General features: G+C 38.1%; 16 protein-coding genes. 10 read left to right on the forward strand and 6 right to left on the reverse strand.

Features of this window, described 5'->3' with window-relative positions; genetic code table 11:
* Positions 1–142 precede the first annotated feature (142 nt).
* The gene (locus I9192_RS21385; RefSeq protein WP_005035035.1) at positions 143–463 is read right to left on the reverse strand and encodes an ArsR/SmtB family transcription factor; all 321 of its coding nucleotides are present in this window, start codon (positions 461–463) and stop codon (positions 143–145) included.
* Between the two features lie 119 nt (positions 464–582).
* Positions 583–849 carry a DUF4031 domain-containing protein gene (locus I9192_RS21390; RefSeq protein WP_026040265.1) on the reverse strand — a complete coding sequence of 89 codons (267 nt, stop codon included), beginning with the start codon at positions 847–849 and terminating at the stop codon, positions 583–585.
* 105 nt (positions 850–954) lie between these two features.
* Between I9192_RS21390 and I9192_RS21395 the strand changes: the two genes are divergently transcribed.
* Positions 955–1473: a GNAT family N-acetyltransferase gene (locus tag I9192_RS21395; RefSeq protein ID WP_005035033.1), complete on the forward strand. Its 519-nt coding sequence runs from the start codon at positions 955–957 to the stop codon at positions 1471–1473.
* A complete protein-coding gene (locus I9192_RS21400; protein WP_005035030.1) occupies positions 1470–1943 on the forward strand; it encodes a DUF523 domain-containing protein in 474 nt (157 codons plus the stop codon). Before I9192_RS21395 ends, I9192_RS21400 begins: the two co-directional genes overlap by 4 nt.
* A gap of 61 nt (positions 1944–2004) precedes the next feature.
* On the opposite strand, the gene I9192_RS21405 is transcribed toward I9192_RS21400, so the two are convergent.
* A complete protein-coding gene (locus I9192_RS21405; protein WP_005035029.1) occupies positions 2005–2958 on the reverse strand; it encodes a bile acid:sodium symporter family protein in 954 nt (317 codons plus the stop codon).
* A gap of 97 nt (positions 2959–3055) precedes the next feature.
* The gene (gene pncA / locus I9192_RS21410; protein WP_005035028.1) at positions 3056–3697 is read right to left on the reverse strand and encodes a bifunctional nicotinamidase/pyrazinamidase; all 642 of its coding nucleotides are present in this window, start codon (positions 3695–3697) and stop codon (positions 3056–3058) included.
* Positions 3698–4324: 627 nt separating this feature from the next.
* Between pncA and dapA the strand changes: the two genes are divergently transcribed.
* From dapA to purC, 3 genes are read left to right on the forward strand one after another with little or no spacing between them, the layout of a single operon-like run.
* The gene (gene dapA / locus I9192_RS21415; protein ID WP_004825854.1) at positions 4325–5221 is read left to right on the forward strand and encodes a 4-hydroxy-tetrahydrodipicolinate synthase; all 897 of its coding nucleotides are present in this window, start codon (positions 4325–4327) and stop codon (positions 5219–5221) included.
* Between the two features lie 15 nt (positions 5222–5236).
* Complete coding sequence (locus I9192_RS21420; protein WP_005035025.1) at positions 5237–5845, forward strand: hypothetical protein; 609 nt, start codon at positions 5237–5239, stop codon at positions 5843–5845.
* Positions 5846–5882: 37 nt separating this feature from the next.
* A complete protein-coding gene (gene purC / locus I9192_RS21425) occupies positions 5883–6602 on the forward strand; it encodes a phosphoribosylaminoimidazolesuccinocarboxamide synthase (protein ID WP_004825848.1) in 720 nt (239 codons plus the stop codon).
* 68 nt (positions 6603–6670) lie between these two features.
* Here the strand turns inward: purC and I9192_RS21430 are convergent, their stop codons facing one another.
* Positions 6671–7225: a DUF4303 domain-containing protein gene (locus I9192_RS21430; RefSeq protein ID WP_005035021.1), complete on the reverse strand. Its 555-nt coding sequence runs from the start codon at positions 7223–7225 to the stop codon at positions 6671–6673.
* Between the two features lie 557 nt (positions 7226–7782).
* Here I9192_RS21430 and copM point away from each other — a divergent pair.
* From copM to I9192_RS21455, 5 genes are all read left to right on the forward strand, one after another.
* Positions 7783–8373 (forward strand): CopM family metallochaperone, encoded by a 591-nt coding sequence (gene copM, locus I9192_RS21435; RefSeq protein ID WP_005035018.1) that lies wholly within the window; start codon positions 7783–7785, stop codon positions 8371–8373.
* A gap of 102 nt (positions 8374–8475) precedes the next feature.
* Positions 8476–8814 carry an ISC system 2Fe-2S type ferredoxin gene (gene fdx, locus I9192_RS21440; RefSeq protein ID WP_005035016.1) on the forward strand — a complete coding sequence of 113 codons (339 nt, stop codon included), beginning with the start codon at positions 8476–8478 and terminating at the stop codon, positions 8812–8814.
* 83 nt (positions 8815–8897) lie between these two features.
* Complete coding sequence (locus tag I9192_RS21445) at positions 8898–9086, forward strand: heavy-metal-associated domain-containing protein (protein WP_004825842.1); 189 nt, start codon at positions 8898–8900, stop codon at positions 9084–9086.
* A 258-nt stretch (positions 9087–9344) separates the two neighbouring features.
* The gene (locus tag I9192_RS21450; protein WP_005035012.1) at positions 9345–11747 is read left to right on the forward strand and encodes a TonB-dependent receptor plug domain-containing protein; all 2403 of its coding nucleotides are present in this window, start codon (positions 9345–9347) and stop codon (positions 11745–11747) included.
* Between the two features lie 184 nt (positions 11748–11931).
* Complete coding sequence (locus tag I9192_RS21455) at positions 11932–12447, forward strand: hypothetical protein (RefSeq protein WP_200150027.1); 516 nt, start codon at positions 11932–11934, stop codon at positions 12445–12447.
* A 19-nt stretch (positions 12448–12466) separates the two neighbouring features.
* Here the strand turns inward: I9192_RS21455 and I9192_RS21460 are convergent, their stop codons facing one another.
* A complete protein-coding gene (locus I9192_RS21460; RefSeq protein ID WP_005035004.1) occupies positions 12467–14818 on the reverse strand; it encodes a glycerophosphodiester phosphodiesterase family protein in 2352 nt (783 codons plus the stop codon).
* Positions 14819–14929: the final 111 nt, after the last annotated feature.

Below are 14929 nucleotides of genomic sequence, written 5' to 3' on the forward strand. Positions count from 1 at the left end.
CTTCTAAAGTTTGAATCGATTTGTGTAGCCGATGTTTTACTTTTTAGAGATGAAAAGATAAAAATAATCTTTCGTACCTTTTCATTTATATTAAGTTAATCATATTGATTGGTATAATTTTCTAAAAACTAGAATACCAACATTAACCACACTGCTCTTCTGCAATATGTTTTGCCATATCAGACAAAACATGACTCACATGTGTATCTGCAATTTCATACAAGACTTGCTTCGCCTGACGTTCACTTTTAACCAATCGTGCAGAACGTAATAAACGTAAATGGTGGCTGACCAAGGATTGAGACAAGTCCAGTGCCTCACAAATATCACCTACAGGGCGAGGTCCACGCATACAGAACATAAGAATTCTCAGACGTGACGCATCACCTAAAAGCCGAAAAGTTTCAGCCAAAATAATAATGTCGTCCTGTGATATTTCTGTTGGACCTTCTTTAACACTCATATTTCTGTCATTGTTCATCATTGATCGTCATCAAAGATTCTACCCTTGCGCTCCTCATCAGAACAAGACTGAATCTCTAGAAAAGTATCTTGATAAATGTTCTCTCTACACAATATTTATCAAGATTGATTTAATTGAAGTTTAAGCTGCTTTCCACAAGCAATAATGGTTTTCCGATCAGCATCAATTGCCCCATGCGCAATGGCGATGACCCGCATTTGCAGAGTAATATCATAATGAGGATAAGATGCAGAACGATGAAATAAACGCGAATCTATGCCTAACATGTTTGCAAAATGGTGTAATTCCTCTAGTGTATCTGCCATGAGATGACACCATTCTTTGCCTTTAAACGGTACTTTTGCACGATCCACATAAACGCTCATAGCAACATTCATTTCCCATATTTCAGATTGATTATCACATGAAAATCATCAATGATTGAACATCGCATCAAATCATAATAAGCCATCATTTTAAGATAAAACATCATGAAAATTTACCAAGCCACGATGCTCCATGCAAATCAACTTTATGCACTAGGCAACACAACATATCGCCAACATTTTAGTGATATTTGGACAGAACAAGGATTACAAAATTTTCTCAACCAAGATTTTAGTCTTGAAAACTTATCGAAATCTCTAGCGGACCCGCAACAAATTTGGATATTGGCTGAAAATGAGCATGCTCAACTGATCGGCTACGCCAAACTCAACCTTAATCAATACCAGCCCAATTTAGCGCGTATGGGTGCTGAATTACAGAAAATTTATTTACTCAAAGATGTCATTGGAAAACATATAGCCGCACATTTAATGCAATATATGATTGAGATTGCAAATCAACATCATCAAGCCTATATCTTCTTAGAAGTGTTAAAAACCAATGCGCGTGCAAAAAAATTCTATCAAAAATTTGCCTTTACAGAACAATTAAGTCTCGACTTTAAAACTGATTTATATGATATTGGCATGGATTTAATGCAGCTCGAATTAAACTCAAGATGACCCCAAAATACCTGATCAGTGCATGTCTTGTCGGTGAAAATGTCCGTTATGATGCTCAAAACTGTTTACACGATAAACTTAAACAGTTGCTCGACAATCAACAAGCTGTTGTGATTTGCCCTGAAGTTTCAGGTGGTTTAAGTACACCTCGACCATCTGCTGAAATTGTGGGTGGTGATGGTTATGCTGTTTTATTGGGGCAAGCTAAAGTACAAGATGCCAATGGTGACGATGTTTCTTCAGCATTTATTCAGGGTGCAGAAAAAACACTTAAACTTGCACAACAACATCAAGTTACACACATTGTTTTAAAAGCCAATAGCCCTTCTTGCGGTTCAAATATGATTTATGATGGTTCATTCTCTGGGCAAAAAGTGCAAGGCAAAGGTGTCACGACTGCCCTCTTGGAACAACATGGATTTGTTGTACTGACTGAAGATGAGTTTTTAAAACAACTCGATAGTGAATAAATCACTGTAAATAAAAAAACTAAAATTCAGCGCTCTAAATGAGCGCTAAAGTTGTACGGTATTAGGGTTTATTTTCCGACATTTTATCCGCTTTCGCTGCCCAGTATGTGGCTAAGATTGGACCCGAAATATTATGCCATAAACTGAAAATTGCGCTGGGAACAGCAGTCACAGGAGACGCAGCAAAATGAAGCGCAGCCAAGGTTACCCCTAAGCCTGAGTTTTGCATACCCACCTCAATCGCTACAGCTTTGGAATCTGGGTAAGACAAATTGAATAAACGACTTGCCCAATAGCCCAGTAAAAAACCTAGTCCGTTATGTAGAATAACCACACCAAGAATCAGCAAACCTGATTGCAAAATAGATGCCTTACTGGCAGCAATAATTGCTGCGACGATGACGACAATCGCAATTACAGAGACCAATGGCATCACTTGGATATACTGTTCAGTCTTTTGTTTGAACACACTTCTTAAGATCACACCCAAGATGATGGGGAAAATCACCACTTTAAGAATATCTATAAACATTGAACCTGCATCAATCGGAATCCATTGGCTTGCCAAAACATAGAAAATAGCAGGTGTTAAAATAGGCGCTAAAAATGTTGAAACAGAAGTACATGTGACAGATAAAGCGGTATTGCCTTTTGCCATATAAGTAATCACATTGGAAGCAGTCCCTCCTGGGCAACATCCAACGAGGATTACCCCTACAGCGATTTCCGGCGGTAAATTAAAAATCTTACAGAGAAAGAATGCTACGCTTGGCATCACCACAAAATGAGCCACCACACCGATCACCACTGCTTTTGGATTGGACAATACATTTTTAAACTCATCGACTGTCATGGTCATTCCCATCCCTAGCATAATGATGCCAAGAACCCATGGAATATAAGCTTTCATCCATACAAATGCATCGGGAAAGCATAATGCGATGAATGCAAATACAACGACCCAAAGTGCAAAAGTTTTTTGCACAAACTGACTAAAGCGTAAAATTGCTGACATTGTCCCTACCCAAATAGGTTTAAAATCAAGGCTTATCTTAAAGCATGTCGTTTAAATCAGTATCACTTTTCTCAAATGCTCAAATTTATGCAGTCATTTATGATTGAGGGTAATCAAGAATATCTTTTGAAACCATACGCTTTACGCCAGCAGCCAGCATTTCTTGCCATGCATGTTGTAATGAGCCATGTAGATCAATTGCTTTGGTTGCATCAGAAATCACAAAGGTCTTAAACCCTAATCTAGCCGCATCCATTGCAGTCCACGCGACGCAAAAGTCTGTCGCAATGCCAACAATATATACAGTGTCGATCTGACGTTCTCGCAAATACCCTGTCAAACCTGTTGTGGTTTTATGATCTGCTTCCATAAAAGCTGAGTAACTGTCAATGTGCGAATGAAAACCTTTACGAATAATCAATTGCGCAGTAGGAATATTTAAATCAGGATGGAATTCAGCATCCTCTGTGTCTTGCACACAATGAGAGGGCCACAGCACTTGTGGACCATAGTCCAGTTGAATGACATCATAAGCTTTATGTTGAGGGTGTTGTTCAACAAAAGAAATATGGTTTGCAGGATGCCAGTCTTGTGTCAGTACAATATTGTCAAAATGATCTGCCAATTGATTGATGGTCGGTATGATTCTTTCTGCTTGGGCAACCGCTAGGTTTCCCCCTGAAGTAAAACCATTTTGCACATCGACAACAATTAAGACGCTACGCTCAGTTTGCAACATTTCCCTATCCTTATACTGGCTAAATCTCAGCTATTCTAATGATCAATATGACACGCGTTGATGACCTAACATACAATAAAAAAGCTCACTTTTGCGAGCTTCTTATCAAAATCAAGGATTCAGTTTTGCAGCTTGATCAAATGATCTCAAAGTGGTGAAGTATTTACACCATCATTGCATCTATCACCACAGCAAACTCAGCTTCAAAGTATGTCCAGTGTATTAATAATCTGATAAGACAATTTCAATACTCGATAATAAACTCTCAATAACCCAACAACCGAATACAAAACAGTCTATAGAATGTCTTAGGGTTTTATTTTTGAAACTTAGGCTGGTATAAATTTCATGCAAGTATATATGCAAAAAATCACCTGTATTTTCGGCATAAAAAATTTAAAAATAAAATTTATTCAACTTAAATGTGAGTGAATTGTTGCTTTTTTTAAAGAATTTCCAAGCTTTGACTAAAGCATATTGTTCTGTCTCGCTGAATCAGTCATAATTTGGGTAAGCATTATGCAATCTTTCGAATGATTGCTTTTCGCTCAAATCAAAATACTGCAACCATCCCAATCCTTGTTTACTCAAACGCATGCGGATGGAAAAATAGGATATTTTTTTAAAATGACTCAGCAAGCACAGACCATTCAAGGCTCAATTGTCGCAATCGTCACCCCTATGTTTGAAGATGGCAGCGTAGATTGGAAGGGTCTCGAGAAGCTCGTTGAGTGGCACATAGAACAAGGCACTAATAGTATTGTTGCTGTCGGTACAACTGGTGAAGCATCTACTCTTAGCATGGCAGAACACACAGAAGTAATTAAAGAAATTATCCGTGTAGCCAATAAACGTATTCCAATTATTGCCGGTACTGGTGCAAACTCGACACACGAAGCGATCGAACTCACCAAAGAAGCTAAACAGCTCGGCGCAGATGCCGCACTTTTAGTGACCCCTTATTATAACAAGCCAACACAAGAAGGCTTATTCCAACATTATAAAGCAGTTGCAGAAGCTGTTGATTTACCGATCATTCTTTACAATGTTCCAGGTCGTACAGGCGTTGATTTACATAATGATACTGCCATTCGTTTAGCAGATATTCCTCAAATCGTTGGAATTAAAGATGCAACAGGCGATGTACCACGTGGTAAACAATTGATTGATGGTTTACAAGGTAAAAACATGTTGGTGTATTCTGGTGATGATGCGACAGCAAATGAACTGATGCAGTTAGGCGCAAAAGGCAATATCTCTGTGACTGCCAATATTGCTCCTAAAATCATGAGTGAACTTTGTGCGGCTGCACTTGCTGGTGATGCAAGTACTGCAAAAGTTAAAGATGACCAAGTTGCAAAATTAAACAATATTCTATTTTGCGAATCGAACCCAATTCCAGTGAAATGGGCACTTCATGAAATGGAATTAATTGGTACAGGTATTCGCTTACCATTAACTCCACTTGCAGAAAAATACCGTGCGCCTCTGCGTGAAGAACTCAAAGCAGTAGGTCTCATTTAATAAGAGCTTAGTATTATGCAATTACGTTTAGGTTTAACTCTTGCCATTTCAGCTTTAAGTTTGGCGGGTTGTAGTTCCCTTGGAATCAATAATGGTTCTTTAGATTATAAAAATACGACCACAGTAGAGCCGCTTAAGTACCCTGAAGGTTCAACAGTTAGACCTGCAACGCCTATGTATCCAGCTCCTATTGTTGACCCGCTGGCGCTTCAGCATGCACCTAAATTTGAAAATAAAAAAGGCAATCGTTATGACGTGCCTCGCCCAGAAGTTGCTCAAGTCAACACATCAACAGATGGAAGTGCAACAAGCACCGAAACTGTGGGCAGACCTCAAATTTTAACTGACGGAAATGGCAATCCATTGATCAAAATTGATGGAAATTCTGCTACAATTTGGCAGTACACACTTGCAACCCTCAGTAGTCTAAATTATAAGCTAATCGGTCAAAGCAAAAATGCCAATGAGGCAACTGTGAAAATCGATAATTCAACTTATATACTCAGACTTAGCTCAGTAGGTTCAAGCAACACACTTGCTGTGTTTAACGCAGACAATAGTTTTGCAGATAAAGAAAAAGCTGCAGGATTATTGACCCAGATTTACCAAAACTGGCCAGCCTAGTCGTTCTAGGCAATTTTTTTTTGCAAAAGGTTCCCCCATGTTAAAACAAACCTTGCTCTATACTGGTAAAGCGAAATCTGTTTATGAAACAGATAGCGCGGATCATCTAATTCTAGTTTTCCGTGATGATGCATCTGCATTCAATGGCGAAAAAATAGAGCAACTAGATCGTAAAGGTAAGGTGAACAACCGTTTTAATGCCTTTATCATGGAAAAATTGGCAGCGGCGGGTATCGAAACTCATTTTGAAAAACTTCTTTCTCCAACTGAAGTTTTGGTTAAAAAATTGCAAATGATTCCTGTAGAGTGCGTCATGCGTAACTATGCAGCAGGTTCATTATGCCGTCGTCTAGGTGTTGAAGAAGGTTTAGAACTTGTTCCACCAACTTTTGAATTGTTCTTTAAAGATGACGCTTTAGGCGACCCTATGGTCAATGAGTCTCAAGCGATTGCTTTAGGTTGGGCAAATGCGGAACAGCTTGCTCAAATGAAAGAATTGACTCAAAAAGTGAATGTGGTACTTAAAGACTTATTTGCTCAAGGCAACATGCTTCTTGTTGATTTCAAACTTGAATTTGGTGTGTTCCATGACCGTATTGTTTTAGGTGATGAGTTCTCTCCAGACGGTTGCCGTCTATGGGATAAAGACACTAAGAAAAAACTCGATAAAGACCGTTTCCGCCAAGGCTTAGGTGGTGTGGTTGAAGCTTATGAAGAAGTTGCTGCACGTATTGGTGTTGATCTTTCAGATCTTTAAGATCAATAATGTCGCAATAAAAAAGCTGAGTTGTTGAACTCAGCTTTTTTATTGCGCTTTAAATGTGTTTAAACTGCTATTTTTTGCAACAGATAATCATATAAATTTTCACCTGATTTTTGTTTAAAGCGATTTTTAAAGAGTGGTACCAAAAACTCAGGATTGATCTGAGCGAAGCTACTCTCCTCAAAGTCCTCATCAAATGAATCAGCATACTGAATAATCACCATGATTTCTTCGCCCTGCTTATTTTTTAATTTTCCTGCATCTCTTAAATCTTGTAATGCTTGGATGATGGTATTTTGATAATGCTCTCTCAAAGCAATATATTGTTCATCAGTACATTGTTTACCCAATGCTTCATAGAGTGCCATGATCGCATCATGTGTATGATTATTGGCAGTACTTGAATATTGCCATTCTGAAATCCACCATGCTTCGTACACATCTTCAAAAGATTTAAGGTTTTCTATGGTGCATCCCACATAAAAGAAACCACATAAATCTTCAACCATTCCCAAACCAAGGGCGCATAGATGCTGATCTTGTGTTAATTGTTGAATTTCAGCCAAAGCCTCTTGAATATCTTGATAAATAACTGAATATAAATGATCTTCTCTCATGGTCCTGTTCTTATGCGCTAAAGTTTAAGACCAGAGTTTACTATCAATGCTCAAATTTTGTATATCTGCTTTGGTTGAATCAAGACTGACTTTAATAAAGTCGCTCCAAAAATTAAGTATTGATCAATTGTATGAGGTTTTATCTCTATACAATCAAACTAAGCTTAGACCAAGCTTGCAATATTCAAAATAAAGTGTGCTATTGCTATCTTTTAAAAACACATCAATTCATTGCTCAGGTATTGGATAAGTTTCATGACTTATTCGGTATAAAGTGCTTTGCCAATTACCTAAAAACATCACTTTATAAGAAACGCTGTTGCGACGTTTAAAGCAAATTATTTTGTGCTTGACCTTCACATGATTGTAAAGATTAGGATGACTAAACATTAAGCAACTCTAAATTATCTAGAGTCCTGAGACCGTTCATGGAGTAATCAACAACTTCCATCATTACGGTAAATATCAATCTCCATAAAATTTCTGTTCTAAAAATTGTGATAGATACAGTGATTTTTAATATGCAAAATTTTATCTAAAACTTAAAGGGAACTTCAATGAGTAATAATAACCCCAAAAACCATTCTCAACGCCATGATATGAATGGATCAAATCTGCCGAATCAAGCTTCTATCAATGCCTATATGATCGTGAACCACCGTATGCATACACAAATGCAAATTGATTTCACTGGAAATGCAGATATGGATTTCATGAAAGGGATGATTCCGCATCATCAGGGTGCCATTGATATGGCAAAAGTTGTTCTACAATATGGCGCTGATGCCAAATTACGGCGCTTAGCTGAAAATATTGTTATCGACCAAGAGCTAGAAATCGAAGTCATGCAAAGATGGTTAGAAAACAATGCTCAGCTTTCTGAACTTAACCATGTTCAAGCTGCTATAGATGCTTTTCGTCAAACAAATGACAAGATGCATGCGGATATGATGATTTCATTTTCGGGAGATGCAGATATTGATTTTATGCGCGGTATGATTCCTCACCACCAAGGTGCAATTGATATGGCGAAAATAGAATTGCAATACGGTCATTATCCTGAAGTGCGCAAACTTGCTGAGAATGTAGTTCTTGCACAAGAGGCTGAAATTAATATGATGCTCAACTGGCTCAGTCATCATCAGTAAAAATATCACGTTTCTGCTTATCATTTTTCTGCTCACTCTAGTGAAAATAAGATGGCTAAGCACCTTATTTGCAAGCTATAGGTTTATTTCAGGATGTTATGTATGCCAAAAATTAAAGTACTTCCCCATGAGAAAATTTGCCCAGATGGTGCAACCTTAGAAGTGGAAAGTGGAAGTAATTTATGCCAAAGCTTATTAGATCACGGCATACCCATCGAACATGCATGTGATTTATCTGGCGCATGTACAACCTGTCATGTAGTGATAAAGCAAGGCTTTAATCAATTAACTGAAATGGATGATATCGAAGCAGATTTATTAGATCGTGCATGGGGGCTTACCCCTGAATCCAGACTCTCTTGTCAGGTAAAAGTTCCAGAAGAACCATTAGAAATAGAAATACCCAAGTACACCATAAACTATGTTTCTGAAAAGCATTAAGAGAAAGTTCAAGTATTAAAGCTTGACCTTACAATTATGGTAAGGTTTATATTGGTTTTAAATCTTCTTCAAACAGGTGAGATATGGAATTTTATATTGAAAATATGACCTGTGGCGGTTGTGCACGTGGTGTCACCAAAGCAGTCCAATCTGTAGATGCAAATGCAAAAGTCATTGCTGATCCACCAAATCGCAGTGTTCAAGTTGAAACATCAGCAACACAGCAACAAGTTGCGGATGCCTTAACCGAAGCAGGGTTTCCACCACGTTAAAGGGTGCAAAATTCTTTTTACTGGAGGCTGTCATGATGACAGCCTTTTTTACACCTCTACAGTCCCACGCTAAAACAAGCTCCAGTGATCAATCTACACGACTGATAAAATTGGCTTTAGCCATGAATAGAAAGCTTTAAATAACAAGACTCTTTGCAGATTTTGTTCTATTGATATTTTTAAAAGTTGTTTTCTAAATCTTGCCAAGCTCACTATGATCACTACAAATAGTTACAAAAAGAGCTTCAAAATAGAGTTATGCGTAAATTATCAAAACAATATTCATTCAGTCTCACAGCAAGTTTGATCTTAGCCTTACTGTACCCACAAGCACATGCTGAAGAACAACTGAATACATCTCCCGAAGTTAAAACATTAGATACGATTGTGGTGACTGGGACACGCTCATTAAAGCGTTCTAAGACTGATTCTCTACAACCGATTGACGTGATTAGTGCACAGGAACTTACTGAACGAACAGGTTCCAGTGAGCTAGGCACAGCACTGAGTAAAATTATTCCTTCCATTAATTTTCCCCGCCCGACTGTCGTTGATGGGACGGAACTGGTTCGTCCTGTACAACTGAAAGGACTCTCCCCAGATCAAGTCTTGGTTTTGGTGAATGGTAAACGTCGCCATACTGGCGCTTTTATTAACTTGGGCGGAACAATTGGTCGTGGTTCAGCACCCACCGACTTAAATGCAATACCTGTTTCCGCAATTAGCCGTATTGAAGTCCTCAGAGAAGGTGCTTCTGCACGTTATGGTTCAGATGCAATTGCAGGTGTCGTCAATATCATCTTAAAGTCTGACCCTAGGACGGGTGAAGCGGGTATACGCTACGGTATTTATGATAAAGGTGATGGTGAGCAAAAGCAGTCCTATGTTTCAGGCGGAACTCGACTTGGCGATTATGGTTATGCCATTTTTTCAGGTGAATGGCAGGACAATCAAGCAACCAATCGTGCTGGCTTAGACTTACGTGACCCAAATGCAACCACATATGGGCAAAGGACATTTCGATTTGGTGACCCAAAATCAGACGAAGTAAAAGCTGCTTTCAATGCTGGCTTTGACCTTAGTGATACCGTCGAATTATATGGTTTCTCTACCTATAGCCATCGAAATGCTGAAACTGCTGGATTTTATCGTTTAAGCAATGCCTCAAACAATGTTCCAGCATTGTTCCCGAATGGCTACTTACCTCTGATCCGAGGTCAATTAGACGACTTTAGTGCTGTTGCAGGTCTACGAGGAGAAGCCGCGGATTGGCGTTATGATGTTTCTGCAAATTATGGTTTGAACCAATATGATGTAAATACCCGAACCATTAATGTTGATCTCTACAAAGACACAGGGGCAACACCCAATTCATTTCATAATGGCAAGCTGAAAAATAGCCAGTCTATTTTTAATATTGATCTTTCTAAAGAATATGACATATCTGCATTTGCAAGCCCTTTGAATATTGCATTTGGTGCCCAGTATTTAAACCAACAATATCAAATTAAAGCAGGAGATCCAGGTTCTTATTATAAAAGCGGATCTTCGGGTTTATCTGGTTTTCGTCAAGCTGATGCAGGCAAATGGACGCGAGACAGTTATGCAGGATATCTAGATTTAGAAACGGATATTACCCAAAAGCTTTCTGCTTCTAGCGCATATCGTTATGAGAAATATGATGATTTTGGGGATACCAATAATGCTTCACTGTCCTTACGTTATAAACTTTTACCGCAAGTTGCTGTACGTGGTTCAGTTTCTACAGGGTTTCGAGCGCCAAGTCTAGCACAACAGTATTTTACCCAAACTTCCTCTCAACTGGTCAATGGGCAATTCGTTGAAGCAGGTACATTCCCAAGCTCATCTCAAGTTGCGCAATTACTCGGTGCTGAGGATTTAAAAGCTGAAAAATCCAAAAACTACAGTCTTGGCTTTGTGTTTACCCCAACTTCAAATCTGTATGTGACTTTAGATGCCTATCAAATCGATATTGATGATCGTATTAGCTTGTCTTCGAATATCAATGCCAGCAGCCCTGCTGTACGTGATTATCTGATCTCAAAAGGCATCACCAATACCAACTTTAGCAGTGTACGTTTCTTCAATAATGCCAGTGATACACGTACACGTGGCGTGGATTTGGTTGCAAACTATCAATGGCAGAATCTACCTTATGGAGAGTTAACCACATCTTTAGCTTATAACTTTAATCGCAATGAAGTCACCAATGTAGATAAAAATCCTGACATTTTAAATGCATTGGGTGTCAATTTGACACGCTTAGACCGTCGTGAACAATATGGTTTACTGGCAGGCAGTACACCTGAACATAAATTCAGTTTAGCCAATGATTATAAAATTGGAAATTTTGGTATTAACACCAATATCACGCGTTATGGCAGCTTCAAAACTTTCAGTAACTCTGGTTCAGCCAGCGATCAGAAATTCTCTGCAAAATGGCTTTTAGACTTAGCCCTCAGCTATCAATTGAAAGCTTGGAAATTTACCCTTGGCGGTGACAACATTACCAATGTTTATCCAGATAAAGATGTTTATGACATCAACAAACCAACGGGTGGAAGCCTACAGTACAGTCAGTTCTCACCTTTTGGCTTTAATGGCGCATTCTATTACGGCAAAATTAATTATAAGTGGTAAGGTCTAAAGCTTGTTAAAGCGCATCAAACCGAGTTAAACAACTCGGTTTGATGCTTATTGTCTTAGTGATAACCATCGAAATCTAGATATGCTATAGGTAAGTATCATTAAGTCTGGATGATTGATGAACTTTTTTTGACAAACTTATATACTCAAAACAACACATATGCGGATTTAATCCAACATGATAAAAACAATTTATGCGTGCGTTCTATTCTTGACCATTTTAGCCCCTGCCCACGCACAACAATTAAGTTGCCAACAGGACTACCCTAAAATCATTGCACCTGACCTACAACGTTTAGGACAAGATTTAAAGAATAATGATTATAGTTTTATGCAACAAAAAACCCATCCTTCACTGATCAATTATGTCGGTGGTCCTGAAAACTACCAAAAGTTGCTCAAATATGCCCAAAATATGTTTGCAGAATCCAAACTAGAAATTCAAAAGGTTGAGTCCAATCCACCTCTCTACAGCTATATCGTCGACCAAGAAGAAATTTGTTTTGTGCCAAAAACCATCACGATGAAAGTGGCAGGCAAAACAGTCAAGGCATCGCCTTCTTTTATGGTCGCGATCCGCTCACAGCATTCACATCAATGGACTTACTTAGACGGTTCAGGACTACAGAAAAATCCTAAAATGCTTTTTATTCTTTTTCCCAATTTCCCTAAAAATGTCAAAGTACCTTTTTAAACTCATACAGCCCGATAAGTTATTTCACCACCACCTTGATAGGTACTGAAAAGATTTGATAGTCATTTTGTGGGTCAATCTGATATTTGTAGCCCGCCAAAACATAAGCTATTCCTTGTTCAACAAAACGCAACTGCCCATTTTTTAGCTCATGCTTTGGAGAACCAGCTAAAACCACAAAATTGTTGACTTGCAATTTGGCTTTTTCTCCGTCTTGTTGAGTCGTTTGAGCATCAATTAAAACAGCTTGTCCTACTCTGGCTTTAATATTTTTCGGTGCTTGTATATCCACGATATATTTAGAATAAAGCTGTGCTGAATTGGTGGTGATCCCATTGGTTCCTGCCACATACAACTTGTTAAATGTGTCATCACTCAAAGCCCAAGGCCAGAAACTGATGCCACGATGTTTTGAGGCTTCTAAAATATTGATCAAATCAGACCGATAAGCAGGGTTATAACTAGAGTTATACTTTTGGACATCGCTATTGATTTGTTTAGTATTGACCAAATTGTTACGACTGTTTGGCATATTCCCTACTAACAAACCTCGAGGAATCTCAGTCATTTGAGTTTGTGCACGTACAATTTGATCGGTATTAAATGATGTCGTGACCACTTGGCTTTCCATTTGATACTTTTTAATCTCATCCTGCATTTTTGCCACCAACGCTGGATTGGCACTTTTCATTTCAATCATCAGTACAACATTTGGATGCTGTTTTAAAAAGTTAAAATACTCTGCAAGGGTCGGTATTTTATAAGCTTTATGCTTAGATTGTAATTGTTGAACCTGCGCAAGATTCATCTCTTCAATTTTTCCAGTTGAACGCGTTGTACGATCAACGGTTGCATCATGCATCACCACAAGATGCTGATCTTTAGTCAAATAAATATCATTTTCAACAATGTCTGCACCCAAAGCGACTGCATGTTTGGCACTTTCTAAAGTATTTTCATCCTCTAAGCTGGGTACACCCCGATGCCCAATAATAAAAGGTTTACGCAATAAAGTATTTTTTGGAAATTGTTTTAATATACTGGAAAAAACCGTACTTTGCGTGGTGATCACCCCATTTACACCTGTGGTCAACACGCGCGCTACATCCTGAGCTTCAACAGCAGATGTATCCACCCAAACTGTCATCAGATGACGTTGAATAAAACTGATCGATGCTTTCTCTCTCAGGCTTTGAGGAACCACGACAATTCGTGCATAAGCTTGATTGCTGCGACGGATAATTTCAACCAGATCTTGATGACGATCTTGAAGATTTTCTCGACTTAAATCCAATGCTGTTCGAACCATCGGTATAATTTGATGTGCAGATTTAAGCAGGTCATCACTTTTTGATAACACCGTAATATCACTAATATCCTGAGATTTAGACAGTAATTTTAATGCTTCAATACTTTTAGGGTCTTTAATCTCTAGCACAGGAATAGTTTTACGCTGAGGATTGGATAAATAATGTTGTAAGGTTTCGACCACTTGCCCAGTTTGATCTAGTAAATTTAACTTTGTATCTAATTGATAATATTTTTGATTACTTGAATTTAATGCACTATTTGGGTGTTTTATTTTTTGAATAATGGTGGGTGCTAAAGCTACATGAGTTTGAATTTCTTGTACTTGCGTAACTTTATTATGGGTAAGCTCAGGTAAGGCAGTGAGCTGTTCAGACACTTGAATATTTTTAATTTTTAAAACAATACCTGAAGCGGAAAAACCAATGCCGCCTTTTGTAGATTCTTGGTCAAGTTCTACATCCTGCATTAACTGATGGTTTAAATAGTGTTGAACCCGTTGTCCTGAGACCACTACACTGGCGGTATACCATTGATTCGCTTTAATGTTTTCATAAAACCCTTTAGTTTGATTAACTTCCCATTGTGCATTGGCTTTATGACGACCAAATTCAGTGCCATTTTTCGCTGTAGTATCTGCCCTTAAGGTAAATTGATAGTAACTACTTGGCACCACACCCTGCGTTTCTGTGACATCATAAATCACGCTTCCCCAACGAGAAGCATTTAATGGTTGATCTAAAGTAAAATTAAAATTTATTTTATAATTTTTATATTTTTCAAATCCTTGAGGTAACAAAATTGTGGTTGGGCTCATTGCATTTGCCCGTCCATCAATATTTAATACGCCATTTTCGATATAAATATGACCTGGATTATTTCCTGGAATACGCCAACCTTGAGGAATTGTATCTTCCTGAGCGAAGTTCAATTGATACAACATTCTAGATTTTGGAGGAGTAATTTTAGGCTGAGTTTTTGCCGAAATTTTTGTTGTCAATTCAGCATAACTGAGCATAGGTAAAGTAATTAAAACAGCACAAGACAAAATAGAAAGTTTCATAAAATTTCTAGCGCATTTAAAACGTATTTTGAGCAAGTTACATTTTAAAGGCATCAGCCTAATTTAAATTTTGCCGATATTTTAAACCTTTATCTGTCATAGATCAGCTAC

The organism is Acinetobacter bereziniae, assembly GCF_016576965.1.
In the GTDB taxonomy this organism is placed as follows: domain Bacteria; phylum Pseudomonadota; class Gammaproteobacteria; order Pseudomonadales; family Moraxellaceae; genus Acinetobacter; species Acinetobacter bereziniae.